17 protein-coding genes are annotated in these 23704 nt (G+C 71.2%); 8 read left to right on the forward strand and 9 right to left on the reverse strand.

Annotated features, from left to right (window positions below):
• Positions 1-86 precede the first annotated feature (86 nt).
• Entirely contained in the window at positions 87-989 is a 903-nt protein-coding gene (locus tag OHA05_RS31230; RefSeq protein ID WP_328862368.1) for an oxygenase MpaB family protein, read from the forward strand.
• Here OHA05_RS31230 and OHA05_RS31235 read toward each other — a convergent pair.
• The 4 genes from OHA05_RS31235 to OHA05_RS31250 form a co-directional block, all read right to left on the reverse strand.
• On the reverse strand, positions 931-2331 hold the full coding sequence (locus OHA05_RS31235; RefSeq protein WP_328862369.1) for a GH1 family beta-glucosidase: 1401 nt from the start codon (positions 2329-2331) through the stop codon (positions 931-933). The genes OHA05_RS31230 and OHA05_RS31235 overlap by 59 nt on opposite strands.
• Positions 2332-2396: 65 nt before the next feature.
• Positions 2397-3302, reverse strand: a complete 906-nt coding sequence (locus OHA05_RS31240; protein WP_328862370.1) for a carbohydrate ABC transporter permease — start codon at positions 3300-3302, stop codon at positions 2397-2399.
• Entirely contained in the window at positions 3299-4261 is a 963-nt protein-coding gene (locus OHA05_RS31245) for a carbohydrate ABC transporter permease (RefSeq protein WP_328862371.1), read from the reverse strand. Before OHA05_RS31245 ends, OHA05_RS31240 begins: the two co-directional genes overlap by 4 nt.
• Positions 4262-4440: 179 nt before the next feature.
• A complete protein-coding gene (locus OHA05_RS31250; RefSeq protein ID WP_313942909.1) occupies positions 4441-5745 on the reverse strand; it encodes an ABC transporter substrate-binding protein in 1305 nt (434 codons plus the stop codon).
• Positions 5746-5985: 240 nt separating this feature from the next.
• On the opposite strand from OHA05_RS31250, the gene OHA05_RS31255 reads away from it, so the two are divergent.
• Positions 5986-8769, forward strand: coding sequence for a glycosyl hydrolase (locus OHA05_RS31255; protein ID WP_328862372.1), 2784 nt, complete (start codon positions 5986-5988; stop codon positions 8767-8769).
• A gap of 109 nt (positions 8770-8878) precedes the next feature.
• On the opposite strand, the gene OHA05_RS31260 is transcribed toward OHA05_RS31255, so the two are convergent.
• A complete protein-coding gene (locus OHA05_RS31260; RefSeq protein WP_328862373.1) occupies positions 8879-9919 on the reverse strand; it encodes a LacI family DNA-binding transcriptional regulator in 1041 nt (346 codons plus the stop codon).
• Between the two features lie 275 nt (positions 9920-10194).
• On the opposite strand from OHA05_RS31260, the gene OHA05_RS31265 reads away from it, so the two are divergent.
• The 3 genes from OHA05_RS31265 to OHA05_RS31275 all read left to right on the forward strand — a co-directional run bounded on the left by OHA05_RS31265 (position 10195) and on the right by OHA05_RS31275 (position 15251).
• Positions 10195-12171, forward strand: a complete 1977-nt coding sequence (locus tag OHA05_RS31265; RefSeq protein WP_328862374.1) for a Xaa-Pro dipeptidyl-peptidase — start codon at positions 10195-10197, stop codon at positions 12169-12171.
• Positions 12168-13448, forward strand: coding sequence for a M14 family metallopeptidase (locus tag OHA05_RS31270; protein WP_313942905.1), 1281 nt, complete (start codon positions 12168-12170; stop codon positions 13446-13448). Before OHA05_RS31265 ends, OHA05_RS31270 begins: the two co-directional genes overlap by 4 nt.
• A 126-nt stretch (positions 13449-13574) precedes the next feature.
• Positions 13575-15251, forward strand: coding sequence for a BCCT family transporter (locus OHA05_RS31275; protein WP_313942904.1), 1677 nt, complete (start codon positions 13575-13577; stop codon positions 15249-15251).
• A gap of 109 nt (positions 15252-15360) precedes the next feature.
• On the opposite strand, the gene OHA05_RS31280 is transcribed toward OHA05_RS31275, so the two are convergent.
• The gene (locus tag OHA05_RS31280) at positions 15361-16320 is read right to left on the reverse strand and encodes an FAD-dependent oxidoreductase (protein WP_328862375.1); all 960 of its coding nucleotides are present in this window, start codon (positions 16318-16320) and stop codon (positions 15361-15363) included.
• A 158-nt stretch (positions 16321-16478) separates the two neighbouring features.
• On the opposite strand from OHA05_RS31280, the gene OHA05_RS31285 reads away from it, so the two are divergent.
• On the forward strand, positions 16479-18119 hold the full coding sequence (locus OHA05_RS31285; protein WP_328862376.1) for an ABC-F family ATP-binding cassette domain-containing protein: 1641 nt from the start codon (positions 16479-16481) through the stop codon (positions 18117-18119).
• A gap of 182 nt (positions 18120-18301) precedes the next feature.
• On the forward strand, positions 18302-18760 hold the full coding sequence (locus OHA05_RS31290) for a hypothetical protein (protein WP_328862377.1): 459 nt from the start codon (positions 18302-18304) through the stop codon (positions 18758-18760).
• Positions 18761-18993: 233 nt separating this feature from the next.
• On the opposite strand, the gene OHA05_RS31295 is transcribed toward OHA05_RS31290, so the two are convergent.
• The 3 genes from OHA05_RS31295 to OHA05_RS31305 all read right to left on the reverse strand — a co-directional run bounded on the left by OHA05_RS31295 (position 18994) and on the right by OHA05_RS31305 (position 22536).
• On the reverse strand, positions 18994-21357 hold the full coding sequence (locus OHA05_RS31295) for a Tex family protein (protein WP_313942900.1): 2364 nt from the start codon (positions 21355-21357) through the stop codon (positions 18994-18996).
• Positions 21358-21439: 82 nt separating this feature from the next.
• On the reverse strand, positions 21440-21571 hold the full coding sequence (locus tag OHA05_RS31300) for an LPFR motif small protein (protein WP_327678219.1): 132 nt from the start codon (positions 21569-21571) through the stop codon (positions 21440-21442).
• A gap of 110 nt (positions 21572-21681) precedes the next feature.
• On the reverse strand, positions 21682-22536 hold the full coding sequence (locus OHA05_RS31305) for an SCO6745 family protein (RefSeq protein WP_328862378.1): 855 nt from the start codon (positions 22534-22536) through the stop codon (positions 21682-21684).
• Positions 22537-22684: 148 nt separating this feature from the next.
• Between OHA05_RS31305 and OHA05_RS31310 the strand changes: the two genes are divergently transcribed.
• The gene (locus OHA05_RS31310; protein ID WP_313942897.1) at positions 22685-23692 is read left to right on the forward strand and encodes a GlxA family transcriptional regulator; all 1008 of its coding nucleotides are present in this window, start codon (positions 22685-22687) and stop codon (positions 23690-23692) included.
• Positions 23693-23704 lie beyond the last annotated feature (12 nt).

The raw sequence follows: 23704 nt of genomic DNA on the forward strand, positions 1-23704 counted from the left end.
CCAGGACGGCGCCGGCTTCGGTCCGCAGACGTACGAAGCCGAGCAGGAGGCCGTGAAGGCAGGGGAGCAGGCCGTAAAATGGCGATATGTCCAAGGTTGTGGCCCCTGCGCCGCCACCGCCGGGCGGCGTGCTCTGGTCCGTCGTCGGCGACGTCCGCGAGCTGCTCATGCTGCCCGCCGCACTCGCCCTCCAGGTCGCCCACCCCGCCGTCGCCGCGGGCGTCGACGAGCACTCCGTCTTCCGCACCGATCCCTGGGGCCGCGGTGAGCGCTCTCTGCACTCGCTCCAGCTGTGGGTGTACGGCGGGGAGGAGGCCGCCCGCGAAGGGCAGCGGGTGCGCCGGCTCCACCGGTCCGTGCAGGGCACCGACCCCTACGGCCGCGTATACCACGCGCTGAGCCCCGACTACTACGCCTGGGTGCACGCCACGGGCTTCCCCGTGTTCCAGCACGCGCTGCGCTATCTCGCGCGTCCCCTCACCGAGGCGCAGGAGCGCCGGCTGTACGCGGAGTGGCTCCAGGTCGGCCGGGTCCTCGGCATCCGCGAGAGGGACATGCCCCCGACGATCGAGGACTTCTGGCCCTACTTCCGCAGGATGCTCGCCGACGAGGTGGAGGAGACCGCCGTCCTGCGCGAACTCATCGCCCTGGACGCGCCGGTGCCGCCGCCCGGCCTCGGCCCGCTGCCCGTCAGAGCGCTTCTCGGGACCCTCTGGCCCGCGCTCCTGCCGTCGTTCGTCCGTATCCGCCGGTTCCTCACCATCGGGCTCATGCCACCCGAGGCACGCGCGGCGATCGGCCTCGAATGGACCGACCGCCAGGAGCGGGCGCTCGTCCGCCTCGGCCGGGTCGTACGGGCCGTGGTGCCCGTACTCCCCGACCGGCTGCGCTACCTCCCGCTCGCGCGCGAGGCGCGGCGGGCCGCCGGCCTCAGCGGGCCAGCCCGCCGCGCGCGACGACGTCGCCGTACCAGCGTGCGCTGTCCTTGAAGGTCCGCCGCTGGGTCGCGAAGTCTACATGGACGATGCCGAACCGCTTGCTGTACCCGTAAGCCCACTCGAAGTTGTCCAGCAGCGACCACAGGAAGTACCCGCGCACATCCGCCCCGGACTCGATCGCCCGGTGCACGGCCGTCAGATGCGACGTCAGGTAGGCGACGCGCTCGGGGTCGTGGACCGCGCCCGAGGGGTCGGCGTAGTCGTCGTACGCCGCTCCGTTCTCGGTGATGACCAGCGGAACACCCGGCAGGTCCTCGCTCAGCCGGGTCAGCAGGTCGTACAGCCCCTCGGCGTCGACCGGCCAGTCCATCGCGGTGCGCGGGCCCGGCGCGGGGACGAACCGTACGTGCTCCTCGGCTCCCGCCCACGGCGACGGCGACTCGGAGGACCCGGCGGCGACGACCGTGGGGGAGTAGTAGTTGATGCCCAGCCAGTCGATCGGGGTGGAGATCGCCTCCAGATCCCCCTCCCTGACGAAGGACCAGTCGGTCACCGTCGCGGTGTCGCGGACCAGGTCCTCCGGGAGCCGGCCGTGGAAGACCGGTTCGAGGAAGACACGGTTGCCGACGGCGTCGATCCGCCGCACCGCGTCCAGATCGGCCGCGGAGTCCGTCAGCGGACGGACCGCGTGCAGATTGAGCGTCAGCGCGATCTCGGACGTCGCAGGAAGGGCGGAGTGCAGCGCCTGCGCCGCCCAGCCGTGCGCCAGATTGAAGTGGTGCGCGGCGCGCAGGGAGGCGTGCGCACTGGTGCGGCCGGGCGCGTGGACGCCGTTGCCATAGCCCAGGAAAGCCGCGCACCACGGCTCGTTGAGGGTGATCCAGGCAGCCACGCGGTCGCCGAGCGCGTCCGCCATGATGCCCGCGTAGTCGCCGAAACGCTGCGCCGTCTCACGCTGCGGCCAGCCGCCGGCGTCCTCCAGTTCCTGCGGCAGGTCCCAGTGGTAGAGCGTGGCCACCGGACGGATGCCCGCCGCCAGCAGCTCGTCGGTGAGCCGGCGGTAGAAGTCCAGGCCCTTCTGCACGGCCGGGCCCCGGCCGGTCGGCTGCACCCGGGGCCAGGAGACCGAGAAACGGTAGTCGGTGATGCCGAGCTGCTTCATCAGCGCGACGTCCTCGCGCATCCGGTGGTAGTGGTCGGCGGCGATGTCGCCGGTGTCGCCGTTGCGTACCTTGCCGGGGGTGCGGCTGAAGGTGTCCCAGATGGACGGCGTACGGCCGTCCTCCGTGGCTGCGCCTTCGATCTGGTACGCGGCGGTCGCGGTGCCCCAGCGGAATGCGGCGGGGAACCGGAGCTCCGTCGTCGTATCGGGGCGGGCGTCGACAGCGGTCATGAGGCGGAACTCCCAGGAGGTGTGGTGGAGCGGTGGGGGGTGGCAATGCGATCGGCTGCCGGGGCTCAGCCCTTCACGGCGCCCTGCATGATGCCTCCCACGATCTGCCTGCCGAGCAGGCCGAAGACGAGCAGCACGGGAAGGGTGCCGAGCAGCGTGCCGGCCATGATCACGGATTGGTCGTGGACATAGCCGCCGCCGAGCTGGCGCAGGGCGACCTGCACGGTCGGCTCCTGCGAGGACAGGGCGACGATCGGCCAGAAGAAGTCGTTCCACGCGGCCATGAAGGTGAGCATGCCGAGGACGGCCATGCCCGGCCGGGCGATGGGCACCACGACGGACCAGAAGATCCGGGCACTGGAGGCGCCGTCCACCCGTGCCGCCTCGATCAGTTCGTCCGGCAGCGACTGCACCAGGTACTGCCGCATGAAGAACACACCGAAGGCGGAGACGAGCCCGGGCAGGATGACGGCCTGGAGCTGGTTCACCCACTGCAGTTCGGCGATCAGCATGAACAGCGGGATCACCCCGAGCTGCGGCGGGATCATCATGGTGCCCACCGTGATCGCCAGCAGCGCGCCACGGCCGCGGAAGCGCAGCTTGGCGAAGGCGAAACCGGCGAGCGTGCAGCACAGCACGGTGCCGACGGTGATCGAGCCCGAGACGATGAGGGAGTTCAGCAGCGCCTTGCCGATGTCCGCCTCCTCCATCACCGCCTCGAAGTTGCGCATCAGGTTCGGCCCGGGCAGCAGCGACGGAGGCACCTTCGCCAGATCGGCGTTGGACCGGCTGGCCGCGACGATCGTCCAGTAGAACGGGAACGCCGAGATCAGCAGCGCGACGATCAGGATCGCGTAGGTGAGCTTGCCGCCGCGCATGGTGCGTCCGGCGCGGGTCCTGCGCCGGCGCGGGGTCCGGGGGCGCCGGTCCGTGGTGGGCGGCTCGGTCGGCGGAGCGGCGAGCGCGGTCATCGGCCGGCCTCCTTGCGGTAACGGCGGCGCGCGATCAGGGCGTTGACCCCGACGAGCACCAGGATCAGCAGGAACATCACCCAGGCGATGGCGGCGGCCCGGCCCAGGTGGAAGAAGCCCCAGCCCTGTTCGTACATGTAGAGACCGAGCGTCTGGTACTGGTGCGAGATACCGCCGGAGATGGAGCCCTCGAACAGCAGCGGCTCTCCGAAGAGCTGTGTCGCGCCGATCGTCGACACGACGACGGTGAAGACGATCGTGGGCCGCAGCCCCGGCAGCGTCACATGGAAGAACTGCCGCCAGCGGGAGGCGCCGTCCATCTCGGCAGCCTCGTACAGCTCGCTCGGGATGGACTGCATGCCCGCCAGATAGATCAGTGCGTTGTAGCCGGTCCACCGCCAGATCACGATCGTGGAGACGGCGATCTGCGAACTGACGGTGCCGGTCTGCCAGTCGACCGGGTCGATGCCGACCAGACCGATGGCGTAGTTGATCAGTCCGAAGTCGCGGCCGAAGAGCTGGGCGAAGACCAGCGTCGCCGCCGCGACCGATGTGGCGTAGGGCAGCAGCATCGCCGTACGCAGGAAAGTGCGGCCGCGCAGACGGTAGTTGAGCAGATGGGCCAGGCCCAGTGCCATCACCAGCTGCGGGACCGTGGACAGCACCCCGATGGTGAAGGTGTTGCGCAGTGCGGTCCAGAAGATCTCGTCGCCGAAGAGCGCGGTGTAGTTGTCCAGGCCGCGCCACTGCATGTCGCCGGGCGTCTGCAGTTCCACCCGGTACAGCGACACGAACGCCGTGTAGATCAGCGGGAAGAGGCCGAAGGCGGCGAACAGCGTGAAGAACGGCGCCACATAGGCGTACGGGGTCAGCTTCCGCCAGGTCCGGTGCGCGGCCGACGGCTGCGGGGGCGCCGGTGGCCGGGGCGCGTCCGGCTTCGGGGTGGCGGTGAGGGTCACGAGCGGCCCTTCGGGAGGAGGTACGGGGGTACGGGCGTACGGGAGAGGCGTGGAGTCCGGAGGCCGGTCCGGCCGGGTGTCGAGGACCGGCCTCCGGGGCGTGGTGGCCGGGGGCCAGGACCGGCCTCCGGAGCGGGTGGCCGGGTCCAGGACCGGCCTCCGGATCGTGGGGACCGGGGTCAGCCGGTGGCGTTCTCCACGTTCTTCTTCGCGGTCGACCAGGCCTTGTCGGGCGAGGTGCCCTTGCGCTCCACCTCGCTCAGCGCGTTGGTGATCTGGTCGGCCACGTTCTTGTCGTGGACGCCGAGCACCTGCACCGGGGCGGCCTTGGCGGCGTCACCGAAGATCTGGCCGATCGGCGCGTCGGAGAAGTACGGGTCCTTGGCGTCGGCGACCTGAGCGATGGCTCCCGTGGACGACGGGAAGTTGCCCTGCTTGGTGAAGAGCTTGGCCTGCTGCGCGGGGGCGGTCAGCCACTGGATCAGGTCGTACGCCTCCTTCTTGTGCTTGGCGGCCCGGGGGATGGAGAGGTACGAGCCGCCCCAGTTGCCCGCGCCGCCGGGCAGCTTGGCGATGTCCCACTTGCCCTTGCCGGCCTCACCGGCCTGGCCCTTGATGTAGCCGAGCATCCAGGCGGGGCAGGGCATCGTGGCGAACGAGCCGGCGGAGAACGCCTGGTTCCACTGCGGCGACCACTGGTCGAGCTTGGCGCTCAGGCCCGCCTTCGCGGCATCGGCGGACGCCTTCCAGGCCGCCTTGATCGGCGGGTTGTTCTCGTAGATCAGCTTGCCGGAGGCGTCGTAGTACCGCTCCTCCTCCTGGCCGACCATGATCGTGTAGAGGCTGCCGACGCTGTCCATCCAGGCGCTCTTGGCGGGGGCCTTCTTCTTGTACTCCTTGCCCAGGGCGAGGTAGCCGTCCCAGGTGGACCACTTGGCCGCCAGCTCGGTCCGGTCGGTGGGCAGTCCGGCCTTCTCGAAGAGGTCGGTGCGGTAGCACATGGCCTCCGGGCCGACGTCGGTGCCGAGGCCGAGGACCTGGCCGTCCTTGCCGGTGGCCGCGGACCACTTGGCGTCGGCGAACTGGCTCTTGAGCTTGTCGGCGCCGTACTTCTTCAGGTCCTCGAACTTGTCGGCCTGCTGCTGGGTGACGGCGGCGATGCGGCCCACCTCGATGCCCTGCACGTCGGCGAGGCCGCCACCGCCCGCGAGCCGGGTCTGCAGCGACTTCCAGTAGTCCTGCTCGTCCTCGGTGTCGCTCTGCTTGATCGTGACGCCCGGGTGGAGCTTCTCGTACTCCGCGTACAGCCCGGCCTCCTTGTATCCGAACGAACCGAAGAGGTCGACCGTGATCGTGACCTTCCCGTCCGCGCTGTCCGACGCGCCGTCCGAGGAACCGGATCCGCATGCGGCCAGAAGTGCTCCGGTGAGTGCGACCGCACCCACGCGGACGACGGCCCTCTTGGCGGCTCGGGCGATGGGCATGGGAAGCCTCCCTTGGCTTCGGTGGAGCGAGACCGCCATTGAGAGCGCTCTCAAAGATGCGACTGGAGCGTGCCCCGGAGGGGCTCGTCCCGTCAAGACTCGAAGGCGTAACGGCTTGGACTCAGCCCCAACTGGGGCCTGTGTCCCATCTATTGACACGTCTGTTTCAGGAGTTTTACGTTGCAGGGCATCTGAGAGCGCTCTCGGACGCCCTTTCCCTCATGACTCGAGGTGCCGTCCATGCCAGCCCACCGCACCAGACCAGCTGCCGCGCTGTTCCTGGTCACAGCCCTGGCCGCCGTCGGCCTGGGCCCGGCCGCCACTCCGGCGGCGGCCGCAACCATCCCCGTAGGCTCTGGCAGCTACTCCGACAGCCGCCCCGCCGGCACGTCGGGCCCGACCACCAACACCGGCGCGCCGGTCACCCCCAAGACCACGCCCGCCGCCAAGGACAAGCCGGTCCCCACCAACGACTGGTGGTCCTCCCTGGCCTTCCAGCGCTACGGCGACAACCCGTACTCCACCCCCATGTACGGCCACCCGCTGACGTACCAGGCCACCGCCGGCGGGCTCGACATCGGCTACCCGACGACGGCCGCCATCGTCGGCGACGGCCGTCAGTACGAGTACGCGCACAAGCGGGACCTCACCCTCGGCCTGAGCGGGCTCAACTCGCCCGACACCAAGGCCGATGCATGGTCCGACTGGACCGTGACCCCCTACTGGTCGGACGGCACGCGAACCCTGCGCACCACCATCGGCCACGGCATGCCGTTCGTATATGCCAAGGGCTCCGGGGCAGCCGCCCAGATCACCACCGCGGCGGCGCCCACGGTCTTCGCCGACCAGGGCAACGTCCTCGGCATCACGGTCGCGGGCCACCACTACGCGCTGTTCGCCCCCACGGGCAGCGACTGGACGGTCTCCGGCTCGACCATCACCGCCGGCCTCGGCGCCAAGGACTACTTCTCCCTCGCCGTCCTGCCCTCCACCGACGCGCTGGCCACCTACCGGAAGTACGCCTTCAGTTTCGTCACCGGCTCCCAGGCGAGCTGGAGCTACACCGGCGGCAACTCCCGGGCCACGTACACCCTGACCACCGAGGCCAAGGAGGGCACCGAGCGCGGGACGCTCCAGGCGCTCTACCGCCATCAGTGGATGAACAGCACCGACCCGCTGACCTCGTACACCTACGTCTCACCGCGCGGGACGATGAAGGTCCGCGAGTCCGCGTCCTTCAGCACCAGCCAGAAGGCGTCCGCCGTGCTGCCCGGGCTGCCGAGGACCAACGCCGTCGACACCGCACGGCTGCGCGGCTATCTCAACGAGGTCGCGAACGCGGCCGACCCCTTCTCCGGCTACACGGACACCTACTGGACGGGCAAGGCGCTCGGCCGCCTCGCCCAACTGGTCCCCGTCGCCGACCAGATCGGCGAGACCGCCACCCGCGACAAGCTCATCGGGCTGCTCAAGGGCCGGCTTCAGGACTGGTTCACGGCGGGGGGCGTCAGCGAGTTCAGCTACGACAAGGCGTGGAAGACGCTCACCGGATACCCCGCCTCGTACGGCAGCGACACCGAACTCAACGACCACCACTTCCACTACAGCTACTACATCTACGCGGCCGCGATCGTCGCCCAGTACGACCAGGCCTGGGCCGCCGACTCCGCCTGGGGCGGCATGGTGAAGACCCTGGTGCGGGACGCGGCCAACCCCAGCCGCAGCGACTCCGCCTTCCCCTTCCTGCGCGGCTTCGACGTGTACGCCGGGCACAGCTGGGCCTCCGGGCACCAGGGCTTCGCCGCCGGCAACAACCAGGAGTCGTCGTCGGAGTCCATCAACCTCAGCGCGGGCCTCGTGCTGTGGGGCTCGGCCACCGGTGACACCGCTCTGCGCGACCTCGGCACCTATCTGCTCACCACCGAGTCCGAGGCGATCGGCCAGTACTGGTTCGACGCCGACCAGCAGGTCTTCCCGTCCTCCTTCGGCCATGACACGGTCGGCATGGTGTGGGGCAGCGGCGGGGCCTACGCGACCTGGTGGACCGCCAACCCGGAGGAGATCCACGGCATCAACGTCCTGCCCGTGACCGGTGGTTCACTCCACCTGGGCGGCGAGAAGACCGCGATCCGGCGCAACATCGCCGAGATGGAGCGCGAGAACGGCGGCCCCGCCGTCGAATGGCGCGACATCCTCTGGGAGTTCCAGTCGTTCGCCGATCCCGCGGCGGCGAAGGCCAAGTGGGACGGGGGCCATGCCGGATACACGCCCGAACAGGGCGAGTCCAAGGCGCACACCTACCACTGGCTGACCACCCTCGACGCCATCGGGGCGCCCGACGCGACGGTCACCGGGGACATCCCGACGTCCGCCGTGTTCACCAAGGGGACGGCACGGACCTACGCCGCGCACAACTACGGCGCCACGGCCCGCACGGTGACGTTCTCCGACGGCAAGACGCTCTCCGTACCGGCGCGTTCGACGGCGACCGGCACGGGAACGGGCACCGGCGACCCGGACCCCGACCCGGATCCCGATCCGCCGACCGGGAACACCTTCCAACTCCGTACGGGAGGAACGCTGACCACCGCCACCGGTGGCACGGCCGGCAGTGACACGATCGCCTCCGCCGGCGGCGGCAATCACGACGGCACCCCGAACCAGCCGCTCGTCTACCAGGCCAAGCAGGTCAACGGCACGGTCACGCCCGGCGCAGCCACCGCCTTCCGCCTCCAGCTCGACGCGGGCACGGCGGTGGGCCTCGGCCAGCAGGCCCGGGTCAGCTACGACTTCACGGGCGACGGCACCTTCGACCGCACCGAGACCTACCAGTACTTCGCCACCGACCCGGTGGCGGGCTGGGAGGAGTACGCCCAGTCGCGCGGACTGCGCTCGGCGACCGGGAGTCTCGGTGACCTGAAGAACGGCACCGTACGGCTGGAGGTGTGGCACGCCATCGGCAACGGCACCGCGAAGCTCCAGACCGGCACGGACAGGTCGGTGCTGGTGATTCCCTTCGGCTGAGCGGGCGGTTCGGCGGATCGTGCCGGCGCCGGGTGCACCGGCCCGCCGGTCGCGCCGGTCACCAGCGGGCGAAGGAGACCAGCACCGTGTGCGGCGGGCACCCGGCCTCTCAGGCCGAGGCCCGCCGCACCAGCGTGGTCGGGGTGATCACCGAGGCGGGAGCGCCGGTGTGCTGCTCGCCCTCGTTCAGGACGCGCATCAGCAGCCGCACCATGAGCCGGCCCATGCCCTCGATGTCCTGGCGGACCGTCGTCAGCGGAGGGTCGGTCGACTCGACGACCGAGGCCATGTCGTCGAAGCCCACCACCGCCACGTCCTCCGGCACCCGAAGTCCCCGCTCCCGCAGGGTCCGCAGCGCGCCGGAAGCCATCAGATCGTTCGAGGCGAACACGGCGTCGAGGCCGGGGCGCCGGTCGAGCAGTTCCGCCATCGCACGGGCACCGCTCTCCACGGTGAAGTCGCCCTGGCTGACGAGGTCGGGGTCGGCGTCGAGCAACACGTCCCGGTAGCCGTCGATCCGGTCGAGTGCGGAGGTCTGGTCGCGCGGCCCCGCGATGTGCGCGATGTGCTCGCGGCCGAGCGAGACCAGATGCCGCACGGCCTCCCGGGCGCCGCCGCGGTTGTCGCAGTCGACGTAGGGGAGGGCGAGACCGGAGGAGGCACCGGGCCAGCCGGGACGGCCGCCGAAGACGGTCGGGACCTTGACCCGGCCGATGATGGAGGGCAGTTCGTCGTCGTTGTGCAGCGAGAAGGCCAGCGCACCGTCCACATGGCCGCCGCCGAGATAGCGGGCGATCCGGTCGTGGTCGCCGGGGCCCTCGACCCACAGCAGCACCAACTGGGAGTCGTGCGCGGTGAGCTCCCGGCTGATGCCGCGCACCTGCTGCTCGAAGAAGGGGTCCGAGAAGATCCTGAACTCGGGCTCGGCGATGATCACGGCGACCGCACCGTTGCGCCGGGTCACCAGGGTGCGCGCCGCGTGGTTCGGTACGTAGCCGAGTTCCTCGACCGCCTGCCGGACCTTGTCCACCAGCGGCCGGCGCACCCCCGCGCCGCCGTTGACGACCCGGGAGGCCGTGGCCCGGGAGACACCGGCGCGCGCGGCGACGGCTTCCAGCGTGGGACGGGACCCAGTGGTCTGCTCGGGCAAGGCGGATGCTCCTCGGCTGGGTCGGTCGGCTGCGTCGGGCGACAGCGAGAATGCGCTGCCGGTATCAGGATATCCGTGCCCGGGCGGGCTGCTGAGAGCGCTCCCACCAGCCCGGACCGGGCGATGGCCCGCGAGACGGGCCGTGGGACCCGGGCGACGCGGCTCCGTCTCCCGCCGGCCACCGATCCCATCTGTCCCGTCCGGCGCACGGATGCCTTGATTGCCCCCTGATTGCCCTCTGTCGCAGGGAAGTTGACGGGAGTAGCTTCCCGCCCATGCCGATACGCGCGGGGGGCACCCGCTTGACGTGCAGATCGCTGGTGGTGGCGGCGTCGGCCGCCCTGATGGCCATGACGCTCACGCCCACCGGCGCCCAGAGCGCCCCGCTGCGGGAGAGCAGGCCGGTCCACTCCTACGAGAACGCGATCCGGGAATCCGTCTGGGTGGACACCCGGCTCGACGGTGACGGCGACGGGAACAGCGACCGGGTCGCCGTGGACATCGTCCGGCCCCGGGAGCCGGCACAGCAGGGCCGGAAGATCCCGGTGATCATGGACGCCAGCCCGTACTACTCCTGCTGCGGCCGTGGCAACGAGAGCCAGCTCAAGACGTACGACGCGGACGGCAACCCGGTCCAGTTCCCGCTCTACTACGACAACTTCTTCGTCCCGCGCGGCTACGCCTTCGTCGCCGTCGACCTCGCCGGCACCAACCGCTCCGACGGCTGCGTCGACGTCGGTGGCCGCTCCGACGTCCAGTCCGCCAAGGCCGTCGTCGACTGGCTGAACGGCCGCGCCCGCGGCTACACCACCAGGACCGGGACCGAGCGCGCGGGAGCCGGCTGGAGCAACGGCCGGACCGGCATGATCGGCAAGAGCTACGACGGCACCATCGCCAACGGTGTCGCCGCCACCGGAGTGGAGGGCCTGGAGACGATCGTCCCGATCGCCGCCATCTCCTCCTGGTACGACTACTACTTCGCCAAGGGCGCACCCCTCTACGACTCGGGACCCGAGTGGCTGTCCGACTACGTCGAGAGCCCCGACGCCCGCTCGCGCTGCCAGGCCGTCCAGCAGCGCCTGGTGGACGAGGCCCCTCGCACGGGAGACCTCACCCGCCTGTGGAGCGAGCGCGACTACGTCCGCGACGCCGACAAGGTGCGCGCCAGCGTTTTCGCCGTGCACGGCATGCAGGACCTCAACGTCCGCTCCAAGCACTTCGGCCAGTGGTGGGACGCGCTCGCCGACGAGGGTGTCGAGCGCAAGGTGTGGCTGTCGCAGACAGGTCACGTCGACCCGTTCGACTTCCGGCGTGGCGAGTGGGTGAAGACACTGCACCGCTGGTTCGACCACTACCTGCTCGGTTACGACAACGGCATCGAACGCGAACCCATGGCCGACGTCGAACGCGCCCCCGACCAGTGGTCCACCGACCGTGTCTGGCCGCCGCGCGCCACGGACGCCACCACACTGCGTCCCGGCATCGGCACCGCACCGGGGGTCGGCACGCTCGGCCTGCGCCCCGCCCGCCCCGGCGCGAGCGAGACCTTCACCGACGACCGCACGAAGGACGAGACCGACTGGGCCGCCCGCATCGACCTCTCGACCCCGGACAAGGCCGGGTTCGTCAGCCGGCCCCTCGGACGCGATCTGCGGCTCTCGGGGTCCTCGACGGTGAAGGTGACCGTCACCCCGAACACCAGCAGCGCGCATCTGTCCGCGGTGCTCGTCGACCTCGGCCCCGACACCATCCGCGACTACGCGGCGGCCGGCGAAGGCATCACCACCCTTCCCGAGCGCACCTGCTGGGGTGCGACCGCTCCCGGCGACAGCCCCTGCTTCAAGGAGACCCGGGCGCGCACGGCCGCCGTGGACCACACCGTCTTCAGCCGGGGCTGGGCCGACCTCGGCAACCACGCGTCCGCCGCCCAGGGCCGACCGCTGACACCCGGCAGGGCGTACACCATCACGCTCGATCTGCACGCCAGTGACCATGTCGTCCCGGCCGGCCACCGGCTGGCACTCATCGTCGCCGGCACGGACCGGGACCTCATCGACCCGCCCGCGAGCACCCCGACGCTGCGCGTCGACCTGGCGCGCACCTCGGCCTCGCTGCCGATCGTCGGCGGCGCCCCGGCCTTCGTACGCGCCATGGCCCCCTCGGCCGTCCCGCCCGCGCCCCGCGACTCCCGCCCCGGCGGTGTCGCCGAACCGCGTCCGTTCCGTCCGATTCCCTCAGGGGGCAGCCGATGAGAGCACCGCTGCGCACACTCGCCCTGGCCGTGACGGCTGCCGCCGTGGCCGTACCGCTGATCACCGCGCCCGCCGAGGCGGCCCACCGGCCGCCGCGTACAGGCTTCGAGATCAGCAACGGCGCGCGCTGGACCGGTCAGCCGGAGGAGCAGACGTTCCTGCGCGCCGTCGACCGCGGCAGCGACCGGGTCTCGGTCGCCCGCATCGGGACGACCAAGGAGGGCCGGCCGCTCCAGCTCGTCCGGATCGGCGCGCGGCACGCCGCAAGCACGGTCCTGCTCATCTGCTCCCAGCACGGCGACGAACCCTCAGGCCGGGACGCCTGTCTCACCACGATCCGCGACCTCGCCTTCACGGACGACGACACGACCCGCAGGCTGCTGTCCCGGACCCGCATCCTCGTCGTCCCGACGGCCAATCCGGACGGGCGGGCTGCCGACACCCGCGGCAACTCCGACGGCGTCGACATCAACCGCGACCACATCGCTCTGAAGACCGCCGAGGGGCGGGCCATGGCCGCCGTCCTGCGCGACGAGCGGCCCGACATCGTCTACGACCTGCACGAGTACGGCGCGACTCCGCCGTACTACGACAAGGACCTCTTCGATCTCTGGCCGCGCAACCTCAACACCCACGCCCGCGTCCACGACGAGTCGCGGGCGCTGTCCGAGCGCTATGTGCGCCCCGCCGCGCACGACGAAGGCCACACCACGGGCACGTACGGCATCTGGACCGACCCCGTCACCGGCGATCCGATCAAGCAGACCGCGGGCGACGGCCAGGAGCGCATCCTGCGCAACGCCTCGGGCGTGAAGAACGCCCTGGGCCTGCTCATCGAGAGCCGCGTCGACCCCATGACCGAGGAGGAGAAGGCGGACGCGGCCCTCAACAACCGCCGCCGCGTCGGCAGTCAGCTGGCCGCCCTCGGCGGACTGTTCTCCTTCGCCGACGAACGGCGCGGCCGGATCGAGGCGGCGACGACCGCCGCCGCTCTCGCCGGATTCAGGGACCGCGGCCCGGTCTATCTCGGTGGCGCCGACAACGACCCGGCGACACCGGAGGAGACGCTCGCCGACCCGCCCTGCGGCTACCGCCTGGACGCCGCGCAGTTTGCGGATGTGAGGGACGAACTCGCCCTGCACGGTGTCGTCTCGCGACCGGACGGTCACGGTGCGTTCGTGCCGCTGCGGCAGTCCCGACGGCAGCTGGTGCCCCTGCTGCTGGATTCCCGGGCGACTTACCACCTCACATCGGGAGAACCAACGCCCGCCTGTTGACGTGGGTGGCGTGGATCACATGTGGTACGGGGTAGCGGAAGCGAAAGCAGGTTTGTTCCGAGCAATCCGTGAAAGGTGCCGCTTGTGTCGCACGAACCAGAACCGGAGGGCCGGAAGGAGAAGCTGGTGCCAGCTGATCTTCCCGGTTCTCCCCACGAGACCGGGCGCCCTACGACGGACCGGGTGGTCTTCGGAGTCACTGCCGTACTCACCCTTGCCTTCGTGGTGTGGGGCGCCGTAGCCACCGACGCGCTCGAGAGCGTGTCCAGCAAGATGCTGAGCGGACTGATCCACAACGGCGGCTGGGCCTTCGTCCTGGCCGCCTCCGGATTCGTCGTCTTCGCCCTCTGGCTGGCCATCAGCCGGTACGGCAAGATCCCGCTCGGCCAGGAGGGCGAGGGCCCGGAGTTCAAGACGGTCTCCTGGGTCGCCATGATGTTCAGCGCCGGTATGGGCATCGGCCTGATGTTCTACGGAGTGAGCGAACCGCTCGCGCACTTCACCTCGCCCCCGCCGGGCACCGCTCCCGCCGATTCGGCGGCCGCGATGCAGACGGCGATGGCGACCACGCTCTTCCACTGGACCCTGCACCCGTGGGCGATCTACGCGGTCGTCGGACTCGCGATCGCCTACAGCACCTTCCGCCGGCGCCGCCGGCAGACGATCAGTGCGGTCTTCGTGCCGCTCATCGGCGAGAAGCAGGCGCACGGCCCCACGGGCCGGGTCATCGACATCCTGGCGATCTTCGCCACGCTGTTCGGCTCGGCGGCGTCGCTCGGCCTCGGCGCCCTGCAGATCGGCAGCGGCTTCACCGAACTGGGCTGGATGAACAAGGTCGGCACGGGACTGCTCGTCGGCATCATCGCGGTGCTGACGCTCGCGTTCGTCCTGTCCGCCGTCTCCGGTGTGGAGAAGGGCATCCAGTGGCTGTCCAACACCAACATGGTGCTGGCGCTGCTGCTCGTGCTGTTCGTCTTCATCGCGGGTCCGACGATCATCATCCTCGACCTGGTGCCCTCGTCCATCGCCGCCTACTTCGGGGATCTGCCGGAGCTGGCCGGACGCACCGAGGCGTCCAGCGGTAAGGGCGTCGCGGAGTGGCTGGGCAGCTGGACGGTCTTCTACTGGGCCTGGTGGATCTCGTGGACGCCGTTCGTCGGCATGTTCATCGCACGCATCAGCCGCGGCCGGACGATCCGTCAGTTCGTCGGCGGCGTCATCCTGGTTCCGAGCACCGTCAGCCTGATCTGGTTCGCGGTCTTCGGCGGCACGGCGATGAAGCTCCAGGAGAACAAGCAGCTCGGCGACGAGACCACGCCCGAGGGCCAGCTCTTCGCGGTGCTCCAGCAGTATCCGATCGCCACCGTCATGAGCCTGCTCGTGATGATCCTCGTCGGCATCTTCTTCGTGTCCGGCGCGGACGCCGCGTCGATCGTGATGGGCACGCTCTCCCAGAAGGGCTCCTTCGAGCCGACCAAGCTGGTCGTCGTCTTCTGGGGTGTGGTCACCGGCGCCGTCGCGGCGATCATGCTGCTCATCGGCAACGGCAAGGGCGACGCGCTCGCCGGTCTGCAGAATCTGACCATCCTGGTGGCCGCGCCCTTTGTGCTCGTGATGATCGGCATGTGCGTGGCGCTCATGCGCGACCTGCGCCACGACCCGCTGATCGTGCGCGGCGAGATGGGTGCGGAGGTCGTGGAGTCCGCGGTCATCGCGGGACACCACAAGTACGACGGTGACTTCGAGATCCGTATCGGCCCCGGTGTCGGTCCCGACGACGACCGGAGCCCCGTGGAGCCCTGACAGCCACGGTATGTCGCACCACCGGACGCCGTCCGGAGCCGTAGCCCGGCTCCGGACGGCGTCCGCTGTCGTGCCGGGCGGCTGCGGTCGGTTCTCCGCCGGCGGCGCTTCAGCTCTGCTCGACGAGGGCGGAGGCCGCCTCGGCACACCCCCACGCGACCGTCACCCCGGCCCCGCCGTGTCCATAGTTGTGCACCACCGCACTGCCACCCGGCAGCTGCTCGGCCTTGATGCGTACGCCCGCGGCCCTCGCCGGACGCAGCCCCACCCGGTGGCCGAGAATCCGGGCCTTCGCGATCTCGGGGCGGAACCGGGCACAACGCGCCACGATCGCCGCCGCCGCCGCCGGATCGGGCTCGGTGCGCCGGTCCCCGTCCTCGGCGGTGCCACCGAGGACGAGCCGGCCCGGCTGCGGGAAGAAGTACGTGCTCTCGGCGGACCTGTCCTTGGCCAGGACGAACCACTCGTCGATGCCCGGGTTCTCCACCAGCACGAGCTGTCCGCGCACGGGCTGGACCCCTGCGTCGGGCACCAGCTCACGGGCGCCCAGCCCCGTGCAGTTCACCACCACTCGCCCCGCGGCTGCCGCCTCGGCGAGAGAACGGACGTCCCTGACCTCGACCGTGCCGCCCGCGCTCTCGAAGCGCCGCCGCAGCCAGTTCAGATGGGCAGGCATGTCGATCAGCGGGAGCCGCGCCCGCACTCCCTCCCGGTGGCCGGGAGGCAACTCGTCCGGCTCCGCGGCCCGTAGCCCTTCCACCTCGGCCGACCAGGGCCCGAGCCGCGTCACCGCCTGGTCGGCGAGGACACCCGCGACCAGACGCACCCCGGTCTCCTCGGGCCGCTCGGCCAGCTCCCGGTACACCCGCAGTGTCGCCGTCGCCCACCCGCCGACCCGTTCCGCCGGTTCGATCCGGTACGGCCACCACAGCGCACCCGCCACCGCGGACGTGGTGTCCTCCGCCGCGTCCCGCGTCCACAGACGCACACGCCGGCCGCTCTCCGCCAGCACCACGGCGGTCGTCAGCCCGATGACGCCGCTCCCGATCACCACCACATCGCCGCTCATGCAGGGACCGTAGCGAAGCGCGCGGCGCCCACGCGAGGTACGTCGACGATCTCGACGCCGGCCGTTCCACCAGCGACGGCCCGGCATGAGGAGTACGGCCCGGCTCCGACCGGCCGGGCGGTCCACCGGAGCCCGGCCCCCGTTAGGATCGCGGTCTGATGACTGCCACTCTCGTCGCCAAGGATCTCGCCGCCGGACACGGCGACCGTACGCTCTTCGCCGAACTGGACCTCGTCGTCGCACCCGGCGACGTGATCGGCCTGGTCGGTGCCAACGGAGCCGGAAAGTCGACCCTGCTGCGGATGCTCGCCGGTCTCGACCGGCCCGAGGAGGGCGAGCTGAAGCTCTCGCCGCCCTCCGCCACGGTCGGGCACCTCCCGCAGGAGCCGGAACGCCGCCCCGGCGAGACCGTGCGGCAGTTCCTGGCCCGCCGCACCGGCGTCGCCGCCGCGCAGGAGGCCATGGACGAGGCGACCCAGGCGCTCGTCGACGGCGCACCCGGCGCCGACGACGCGTACGCCACGAGTCTGGAGCGCTGGCTCAGCCTCGGTGGGGCCGACCTCGACGAGCGCGCCGAGGAGGTCGCGGGCACCCTCGGGCTGACCGTGGGACTCGACCTCCCCATGACCGCACTCTCCGGCGGCCAGGCGGCCCGCGCCGGCCTGGCCTCCCTGCTGCTCTCGCGCTACGACGTCTTCCTGCTCGACGAGCCGACCAACGACCTCGACCTGGACGGCCTGGAGCGGCTGGAGGCGTTCGTCCGCGGACTGCGGGCCGGAACCGTCGTCGTCAGCCACGACCGCGAGTTCCTCACCCGCACGGTCACCAAGGTCCTCGAACTCGACCTCGCCCAGCAGCAGATCACCCTGTACGGCGGCGGCTACGCGGCCTATCTGGAGGAACGGGAGACGGCCCGCCGGCACGCCCGCGAGGGCTACGAGGAGTACGCCGACAAGAGGTCCGCCCTCGAAGGCCGCGCACAGATGCAGCGGTCCTGGATGGACAAGGGTGTCAAGAACGCCCGCCGCAAGGCGAGCGACAACGACAAACTCGGCCGCAAGTTCCGCAGCGAGGCGAGCGAGAAGCAGGCGGCCAAGGCCCGCCAGACGCAGCGGATGATCGAACGGCTCGATGTCGTCGAGGAGCCGCGCAAGGAGTGGGAACTGCGGATGGAGATCGCGTCCGCCCCGCGCTCCGGATCGGTCGTGGCCACCCTGCGTGAGGCGGAGGTGCGCCGCGGCGACTTCCGTTTCGGGCCGGCGTCGCTCCAGATCGACTGGGCGGATCGGGTCGCCATCACCGGCGCCAACGGCTCCGGCAAGTCCACCCTCCTCGCCGCCCTGCTCGGGCGCCTGCCCCTCGACGCGGGCCAGGCATCACTCGGCTCGGGCGTCGTCGTCGGCGAGGTCGACCAGGCCCGTGGGCTGTTCTACGGCACCGAGAAGCTGCTCGACGCCTTCTGCGCGGCGGTCCCGGACACCGAACCGGCGGAGGTACGCACCCTGCTGGCCAAGTTCGGACTCAAGGCCGCGCATGTGCTGCGCCCGGCGACGACGCTCTCGCCGGGGGAGCGCACCCGCGCCGCCCTGGCGCTGCTCCAGGGACGCGGCGTCAATCTCCTCGTGCTGGACGAGCCGACGAACCACCTGGACCTGCCGGCGATCGAGCAGCTGGAGACGGCCCTCGACTCGTACCAGGGCACTCTGCTGCTGGTCACGCACGACCGCCGGATGCTCGACGCGGTGCACACCACGCGCCGTGTCGAAGTGGCCGACGGCAAGGTCACCGAGCTCTCCTGACGGCCGGTCCCGGGGGAGCCTGGGCCGAGGGGCCGGGCCCCACCGGTGTCACGCACGCGTCCGGGAAGCGTCCCGGGACGGCAACAGCGAGGCTGTCCACGACGACCTTCGGTACCCCCTGCGGATCTACTCCCATGACCAGCCCGGAGAATGGGCACAAATCATGAAACGGGGTACACAGAATGTTCCGCACTCCCAGGCGTTCCGGACGTCGCGTCGCGGCCGCGGCCGCCGTCCTCGGTCTCGGCCTTTCGCTCGCCGCCGTCTCACCGGCCTCCGCGGCACCCACCGTGGACGTCAACGGCCGGTACACGGCGAAGGAGATCCACACCTTCCTCGACCGGTTCTACGGCGAGCACGGACCCTCCGCGGCGGACCGCAGAAACCGCGTGTCCGACCTGCTCAAGGAGAAGGCAGCCGCCAACCCCGGCTTCGACGTGCTGCTCTGCGCACAGAACACACCGCGGTCGATCGACATCGGCAAGGTGACCACCGCGCAGTCCGCGCGGATCGGCTGGGCCACGGTGACGACCCACTGGGGCGACCACGGCGAGGTCACCGCGGAGCTGCGTGCGCTGGTGGACTTGGACGCCTCGAAGCCGTTGAAGCTTCTCGACGTGGAGTGCTCGCCGGAGGGCTGACCCTCCGGACAGCCGGCCGCACCGAAGCCTGCCCGAAGGAAGGTCGGCCGGGTCCGGAGAACGGCCCGACGGAAGGCCGGCCGGGTCCGGAGAACGGTCCGACGGACGGCTGACCGAGGTCCGGAGGCCGGCGCGACGGAGGCCGACGACCCGGACAGGGCCACGCCGTCCGCACACGCGAAGGGACCCCGCAGTCACCCTCCTGCGGGGCCCCTTCGACGTACTCGTGAGCGTCAGCGCCCCCGGCCCGGATCCGTGAGACCGGCGCGCCGCAGGGCGTCCGCCATCGCGCTGTTCGCCGGGGGAGGGGCCTGCCGGTCCCCGCCACGGCCGCCGCCCTGCTGACGCCGCTGCTGGGGCGCACGCCCGCCGCCACGCTCACCGCGCTGCTGCCGCGGTCCGCCGGCCGGCGCCTTCGGGGCCGCCTCGTCCTCCAGCCGCAGGGTCAGCGAGATCCGCTTGCGCGGGATGTCGACGTCGAGGACCTTCACCTTCACCACGTCGCCCGGCTTGACCACGTCCCGCGGGTCCTTGACGAAGGTCTTCGACATGGCGGAGACATGGACGAGACCGTCCTGGTGGACACCGACGTCGACGAACGCGCCGAACGCGGCCACGTTGGTCACCACGCCCTCGAGGATCATCCCCGACGTCAGGTCGCCGATCTTCTCGACACCGTCCTTGAAGGTGGCCGTCTTGAAGGCGGGCCGCGGGTCGCGCCCCGGCTTCTCCAGCTCCCGCAGGATGTCCGTGACCGTCGGCAGGCCGAACGTGTCGTCGACGAAGTCCGCCGGCCTCAGCGAGCGCAGCACCGGCGCGTTGCCGACCAGCGAGGCGACCTGCTCGCCCGCCGTCTTCACCATCCGGCGCACCACGGGATAGGCCTCCGGGTGCACGCTGGAGGCGTCGAGCGGGTCGTCGCCGTCGCGGATCCGCAGGAAGCCCGCGCACTGTTCGTACGCCTTGGGGCCGAGCCGTGCCACGTCCTTGAGCGCCTTGCGGGAGCGGAAGGGGCCGTTGGCGTCGCGGTGGGCGACGATGTTCTCCGCGAGTCCCGCGCCGATGCCCGACACCCGTGAAAGCAGCGGTGTGGAAGCGGTGTTGACGTCGACGCCGACGCCGTTCACACAGTCCTCGACGACCGCGTCCAGCGAGCGTGAGAGCTTCACCTCGGACAGGTCGTGCTGGTACTGGCCGACGCCGATCGACTTGGGGTCGATCTTCACGAGCTCGGCCAGCGGGTCCTGGAGCCGGCGCGCGATCGACACCGCGCCGCGCAGCGACACATCGAGCCCCGGCAGTTCCTGCGAGGCGAAGGCGGACGCCGAGTACACGGAGGCGCCCGCCTCCGAGACCATCACCTTGGTGAGGTTCAGCTCCGGGTGCTTGGTGATGAGTTCACCGGCGAGCTTGTCGGTCTCGCGGGAGGCCGTGCCATTGCCGATGGCGACCAGGTCGACCGCGTGCTCCTTGGCGAGGCGCGCCAGCTTCGCCAGCGACTCGTCCCACTTGTTCGCGGGGACGTGCGGATAGATCGTGTCGGTGGCGACGACCTTGCCGGTCGCGTCGACCACGGCCACCTTCACACCCGTACGGAATCCCGGGTCCAGGCCCAGCGTCGCGCGCGTACCGGCGGGGGCGGCCAGCAGGAGATCGCGCAGATTCGCGGCGAAGACCCGTACCGCCTCGTCCTCGGCCGCCGTGCGCAGCCGCAGCCGCAGATCGATCCCGAGGTGCACGAGGATCCGCGTCCGCCAGGCCCAGCGCACGGTGTCCGCCAGCCACTTGTCGCCCGGCCGGCCGCGGTCGGCCACTCCGAAACGCCGGGCGACCATGTTCTCGTAGGCGGACGGGCCGGGCTGCTCGGACGGCTCCTCCGGCTCCAGCGAGAGGTCGAGAACATCCTCCTTCTCGCCCCGGAACATCGCCAGCACCCGGTGCGAGGGCAGCTCCGTGAAGGCCTCCGCGAAGTCGAAGTAGTCGGCGAACTTCGCGCCCGCCTCCTCTTTGCCGTCCCGCACCTTCGCCGCCAGCCGGCCGCGCGTCCACATCCGTTCGCGCAGTTCGCCGATCAGATCGGCGTCCTCGGAGAAGCGCTCGGTGAGGATCGACCGCGCGCCCTCCAGCGCCGCGGCGGCGTCCGCCACACCCTTGTCGGCGTCGACGAACGCGGCGGCCGCCGACAGCGGATCCACCGACGGGTCGCCCAGCAGCCCCTCGGCCAGCGGCTCCAGACCGGCCTCGCGGGCGATCTGCGCCTTGGTGCGCCGCTTGGGCTTGAACGGCAGGTAGATGTCCTCCAGACGCGCCTTGGTGTCGGCGGCCCGGATCTGCGCCTCCAGCGCCTCGTCCAGCTTGCCCTGCTCGCGTACGGACTCCAGGACGGCGGTCCGGCGCTCCTCCAGCTCCCGCAGATAACGCAGCCGCTCCTCGAGCGTGCGCAGCTGCGCGTCGTCGAGCAGCTCGGTCGCTTCCTTGCGGTAGCGCGCGATGAACGGCACGGTCGAGCCGCCGTCGAGCAACTCCACGGCCGCCCTGACCTGCCGCTCCCGTACGCCGAGTTCCTCGGCGATCCTGCCTTCGATGGACGTCGTCACGGTTCCCCGACTCGCCTTCTCGTGCTGGCAATGCTTGAGAGTGCATTGTGCCGGGTGGCCGGGTGCCGTGTCGCGCGCCGCCTCACACGCGGCGGGTGCGCCGTCCGCCGCCGGACGCACCGCCGAAGAGCTTGGCGAGCAGGCGGAAGGGCAGCGTGACCACCGTGGCGATGGCGGAGCCGACTGTACGAAGTGCGTCTGCGATGGCGCGCACGGGAACCTCCAGTGTCGATGACCTTGCACCGGTCGGGTTGCCGTGAAGATCCCCGGCAAACGTCGCCCCGAGAAGGGCCGACGCACTGCCGGTGGCCGGACCGCCGGTCGTCAGCCGACGGCATCCGACGGGAAGGCTCCCGCCGACAGCGCCTGCGTCAGGAACCCGCGCGCGAGCTCGGTGAGCCGCTCGACGCCCTCGGCACCCAGGTGTTCGTACGGTGCGCGGTCGATGCGGTCCGTGAGGTCCTCCAGCTCCGCCCTCAGCGCGGTGCCGGCGTCGGTCAGTTCACCCTCGGGGGAGAGCAGGCCGCGCTCCCGCAGCCGGCTCTCGGCCGCCTCCCAGTCCGTGCGCCGCCAGCCGCGCGTCGCGAGGATCCAGCGCGGCGCCATGCCGCGGCCCGTGGCGGTGTGACTCACCAGCGCCTCCAGCGGGTCCAGCTCCATGGCCAGCAGTGCCGCGACATGACCGTCGCCGCGGTGCTCGCGCAGCAGCGTCGCGGCGTGCCAGTACGCGAGATGCGGCTCGTCGGGGACGGGCAGATCGGCGTGTGCGGCGTACAGCGGCCGGGCGTGGCGCGTGCACGCCTCGGCGGCGCGCAGGGCCAGCTCGGCGGCCTCGGCCAGTTCCTCGGAGGCGATCGCCTCGGCGCCCAGCAGCCGCCGCAGCGTGGTGTCCACGGCGCGCAGCCGCGCCTGGAGCACCTGCTCGGGAGACGCGGTCTCCCACACCGCCGGCAGGTGCCGCGCGATCAGCTCGTGGTTGAAGTTGTAGAAGGTCGCCGTCACGGCGCCGGGCCCGACGGCTCCCATCGCGGCGGCACGGGCAGCGAAGTACGCGGCGCTGGAGTCCTCAATGCCGATCCCGGCCATCTCCGACGCCAGGTCGGGCGAGAAGTACACCGTCGAGTGCATCGGATTGAGTGCGTGGTGGCAGCGGCGTCCCGCGCGCGGCGAAGAGGTCATGGACTGCACGTTACCGACTGGTCGGTACGGCAGTGAAGGCGGGTGCCCGGGCCGCCGCTCGGGCCCGTCAGCTCCGCGCCGCCATCATGGCAGGAAAGGTGGGTTCTTCGTCATTGCGGACATCGGCGGTCCGGCGAAGGATGAAGGCATGACCGACCGATCCGTGCTAGTCGTCCTCTTCGACGGAGTGCAGAGCCTCGATGTGACGGGCCCCGTGGAGGTGTTCACGGGCGCCGGCAAGGTGACCGGCGGCCGCGGTGGCTACCCGCTGCGGACGGCCGCGCTCGGCACCGCGCCCGTACGGACGACCAGCGGGCTGACCCTGCTCCCGGACACCACCCTGGCCGGGGCGCCGGCGCCGCACACCCTGCTCGTCCCCGGCGGACAGGGCACCCGACGGCCCGACCCCGCCCTGATCGACTGGCTTCGCGAGAACGGCCCCCGGGCCGAGCGCCTCGTCTCCGTCTGCACCGGAGCCCTGCTGCTCGCCGAGGCCGGCCTGCTCGACGGCCGCCGGGCCACCACCCACTGGGCCGTCTGTGATCACTTCGCCCGCACCTATCCGCGGGTCGAGGTCGACCCGGACCCGGTCTACGTGCGCGACGGACACATCGCGACCTCCGCGGGCGTCACGGCGGGCATCGACCTGGCCCTCGCGCTCGTCGAGGAGGATCACGGCCGTGACATCGCACTGACCGTCGCCCGTCACCTCGTCGTGTTCCTCCGGCGGCCGGGCAACCAGGCGCAGTTCAGCACGCAGCTCGCCGCCCAGACCGCGCACCGCGAGCCGCTGCGCGAGGTCCAGCAGTGGGTCACCGAGCACCCCGGCGGCGATCTGTCCGTCGAGGCGCTGGCCGGCCGGGCCCGGCTGTCGCCGCGTCACTTCGCCCGGGCGTTCCAGGCCGAGACGGGGACGACGCCCGGGCGTTATGTCGACGGCGTACGGCTCGAACACGCCAGACGGCTGCTGGAGGACACCGCCGACGGGGTCGAGGAGGTCTCGCGCGCGTCCGGCTACGGCACGCCCGAGGCGATGCGCCGGGCGTTCCTGAAAGCCCTCGGCACCGGGCCCGCGGAGTACCGCCGCCGCTTCCGCGCCGCGGCACCGCACGCGAAGCCGTCACTCCCCGGCTCCCGACCTGCCACCACGCCCTGACCTGCCGCCAAT

The sequence above is a fragment of the Streptomyces sp. NBC_00306 genome (assembly GCF_036169555.1).
GTDB classification, from domain to species: domain Bacteria; phylum Actinomycetota; class Actinomycetes; order Streptomycetales; family Streptomycetaceae; genus Streptomyces; species Streptomyces achmelvichensis.

Excerpts from the sequence above, each read along its gene's own strand:
- OHA05_RS31310 (WP_313942897.1), top strand. The coding sequence starts at position 22,685 with ATGACCGACCGATCCGTGCTAGTCGTCCTCTTCGACGGAGTGCAGAGC.
- OHA05_RS31255 (WP_328862372.1), top strand. The coding sequence starts at position 5,986 with ATGCCAGCCCACCGCACCAGACCAGCTGCCGCGCTGTTCCTGGTCACA.
- OHA05_RS31230 (WP_328862368.1), top strand. The coding sequence starts at position 87 with ATGTCCAAGGTTGTGGCCCCTGCGCCGCCACCGCCGGGCGGCGTGCTC.
- OHA05_RS31270 (WP_313942905.1), top strand. The coding sequence starts at position 12,168 with ATGAGAGCACCGCTGCGCACACTCGCCCTGGCCGTGACGGCTGCCGCC.
- OHA05_RS31290 (WP_328862377.1), top strand. The coding sequence starts at position 18,302 with ATGTTCCGCACTCCCAGGCGTTCCGGACGTCGCGTCGCGGCCGCGGCC.
- OHA05_RS31250 (WP_313942909.1), bottom strand. The coding sequence starts at position 5,745 with ATGCCCATCGCCCGAGCCGCCAAGAGGGCCGTCGTCCGCGTGGGTGCG.
- OHA05_RS31235 (WP_328862369.1), bottom strand. The coding sequence starts at position 2,331 with ATGACCGCTGTCGACGCCCGCCCCGATACGACGACGGAGCTCCGGTTC.
- OHA05_RS31280 (WP_328862375.1), bottom strand. The coding sequence starts at position 16,320 with ATGAGCGGCGATGTGGTGGTGATCGGGAGCGGCGTCATCGGGCTGACG.
- OHA05_RS31265 (WP_328862374.1), top strand. The coding sequence starts at position 10,195 with ATGCCGATACGCGCGGGGGGCACCCGCTTGACGTGCAGATCGCTGGTG.
- OHA05_RS31285 (WP_328862376.1), top strand. The coding sequence starts at position 16,479 with ATGACTGCCACTCTCGTCGCCAAGGATCTCGCCGCCGGACACGGCGAC.
- OHA05_RS31305 (WP_328862378.1), bottom strand. The coding sequence starts at position 22,536 with ATGACCTCTTCGCCGCGCGCGGGACGCCGCTGCCACCACGCACTCAAT.
- OHA05_RS31240 (WP_328862370.1), bottom strand. The coding sequence starts at position 3,302 with ATGACCGCGCTCGCCGCTCCGCCGACCGAGCCGCCCACCACGGACCGG.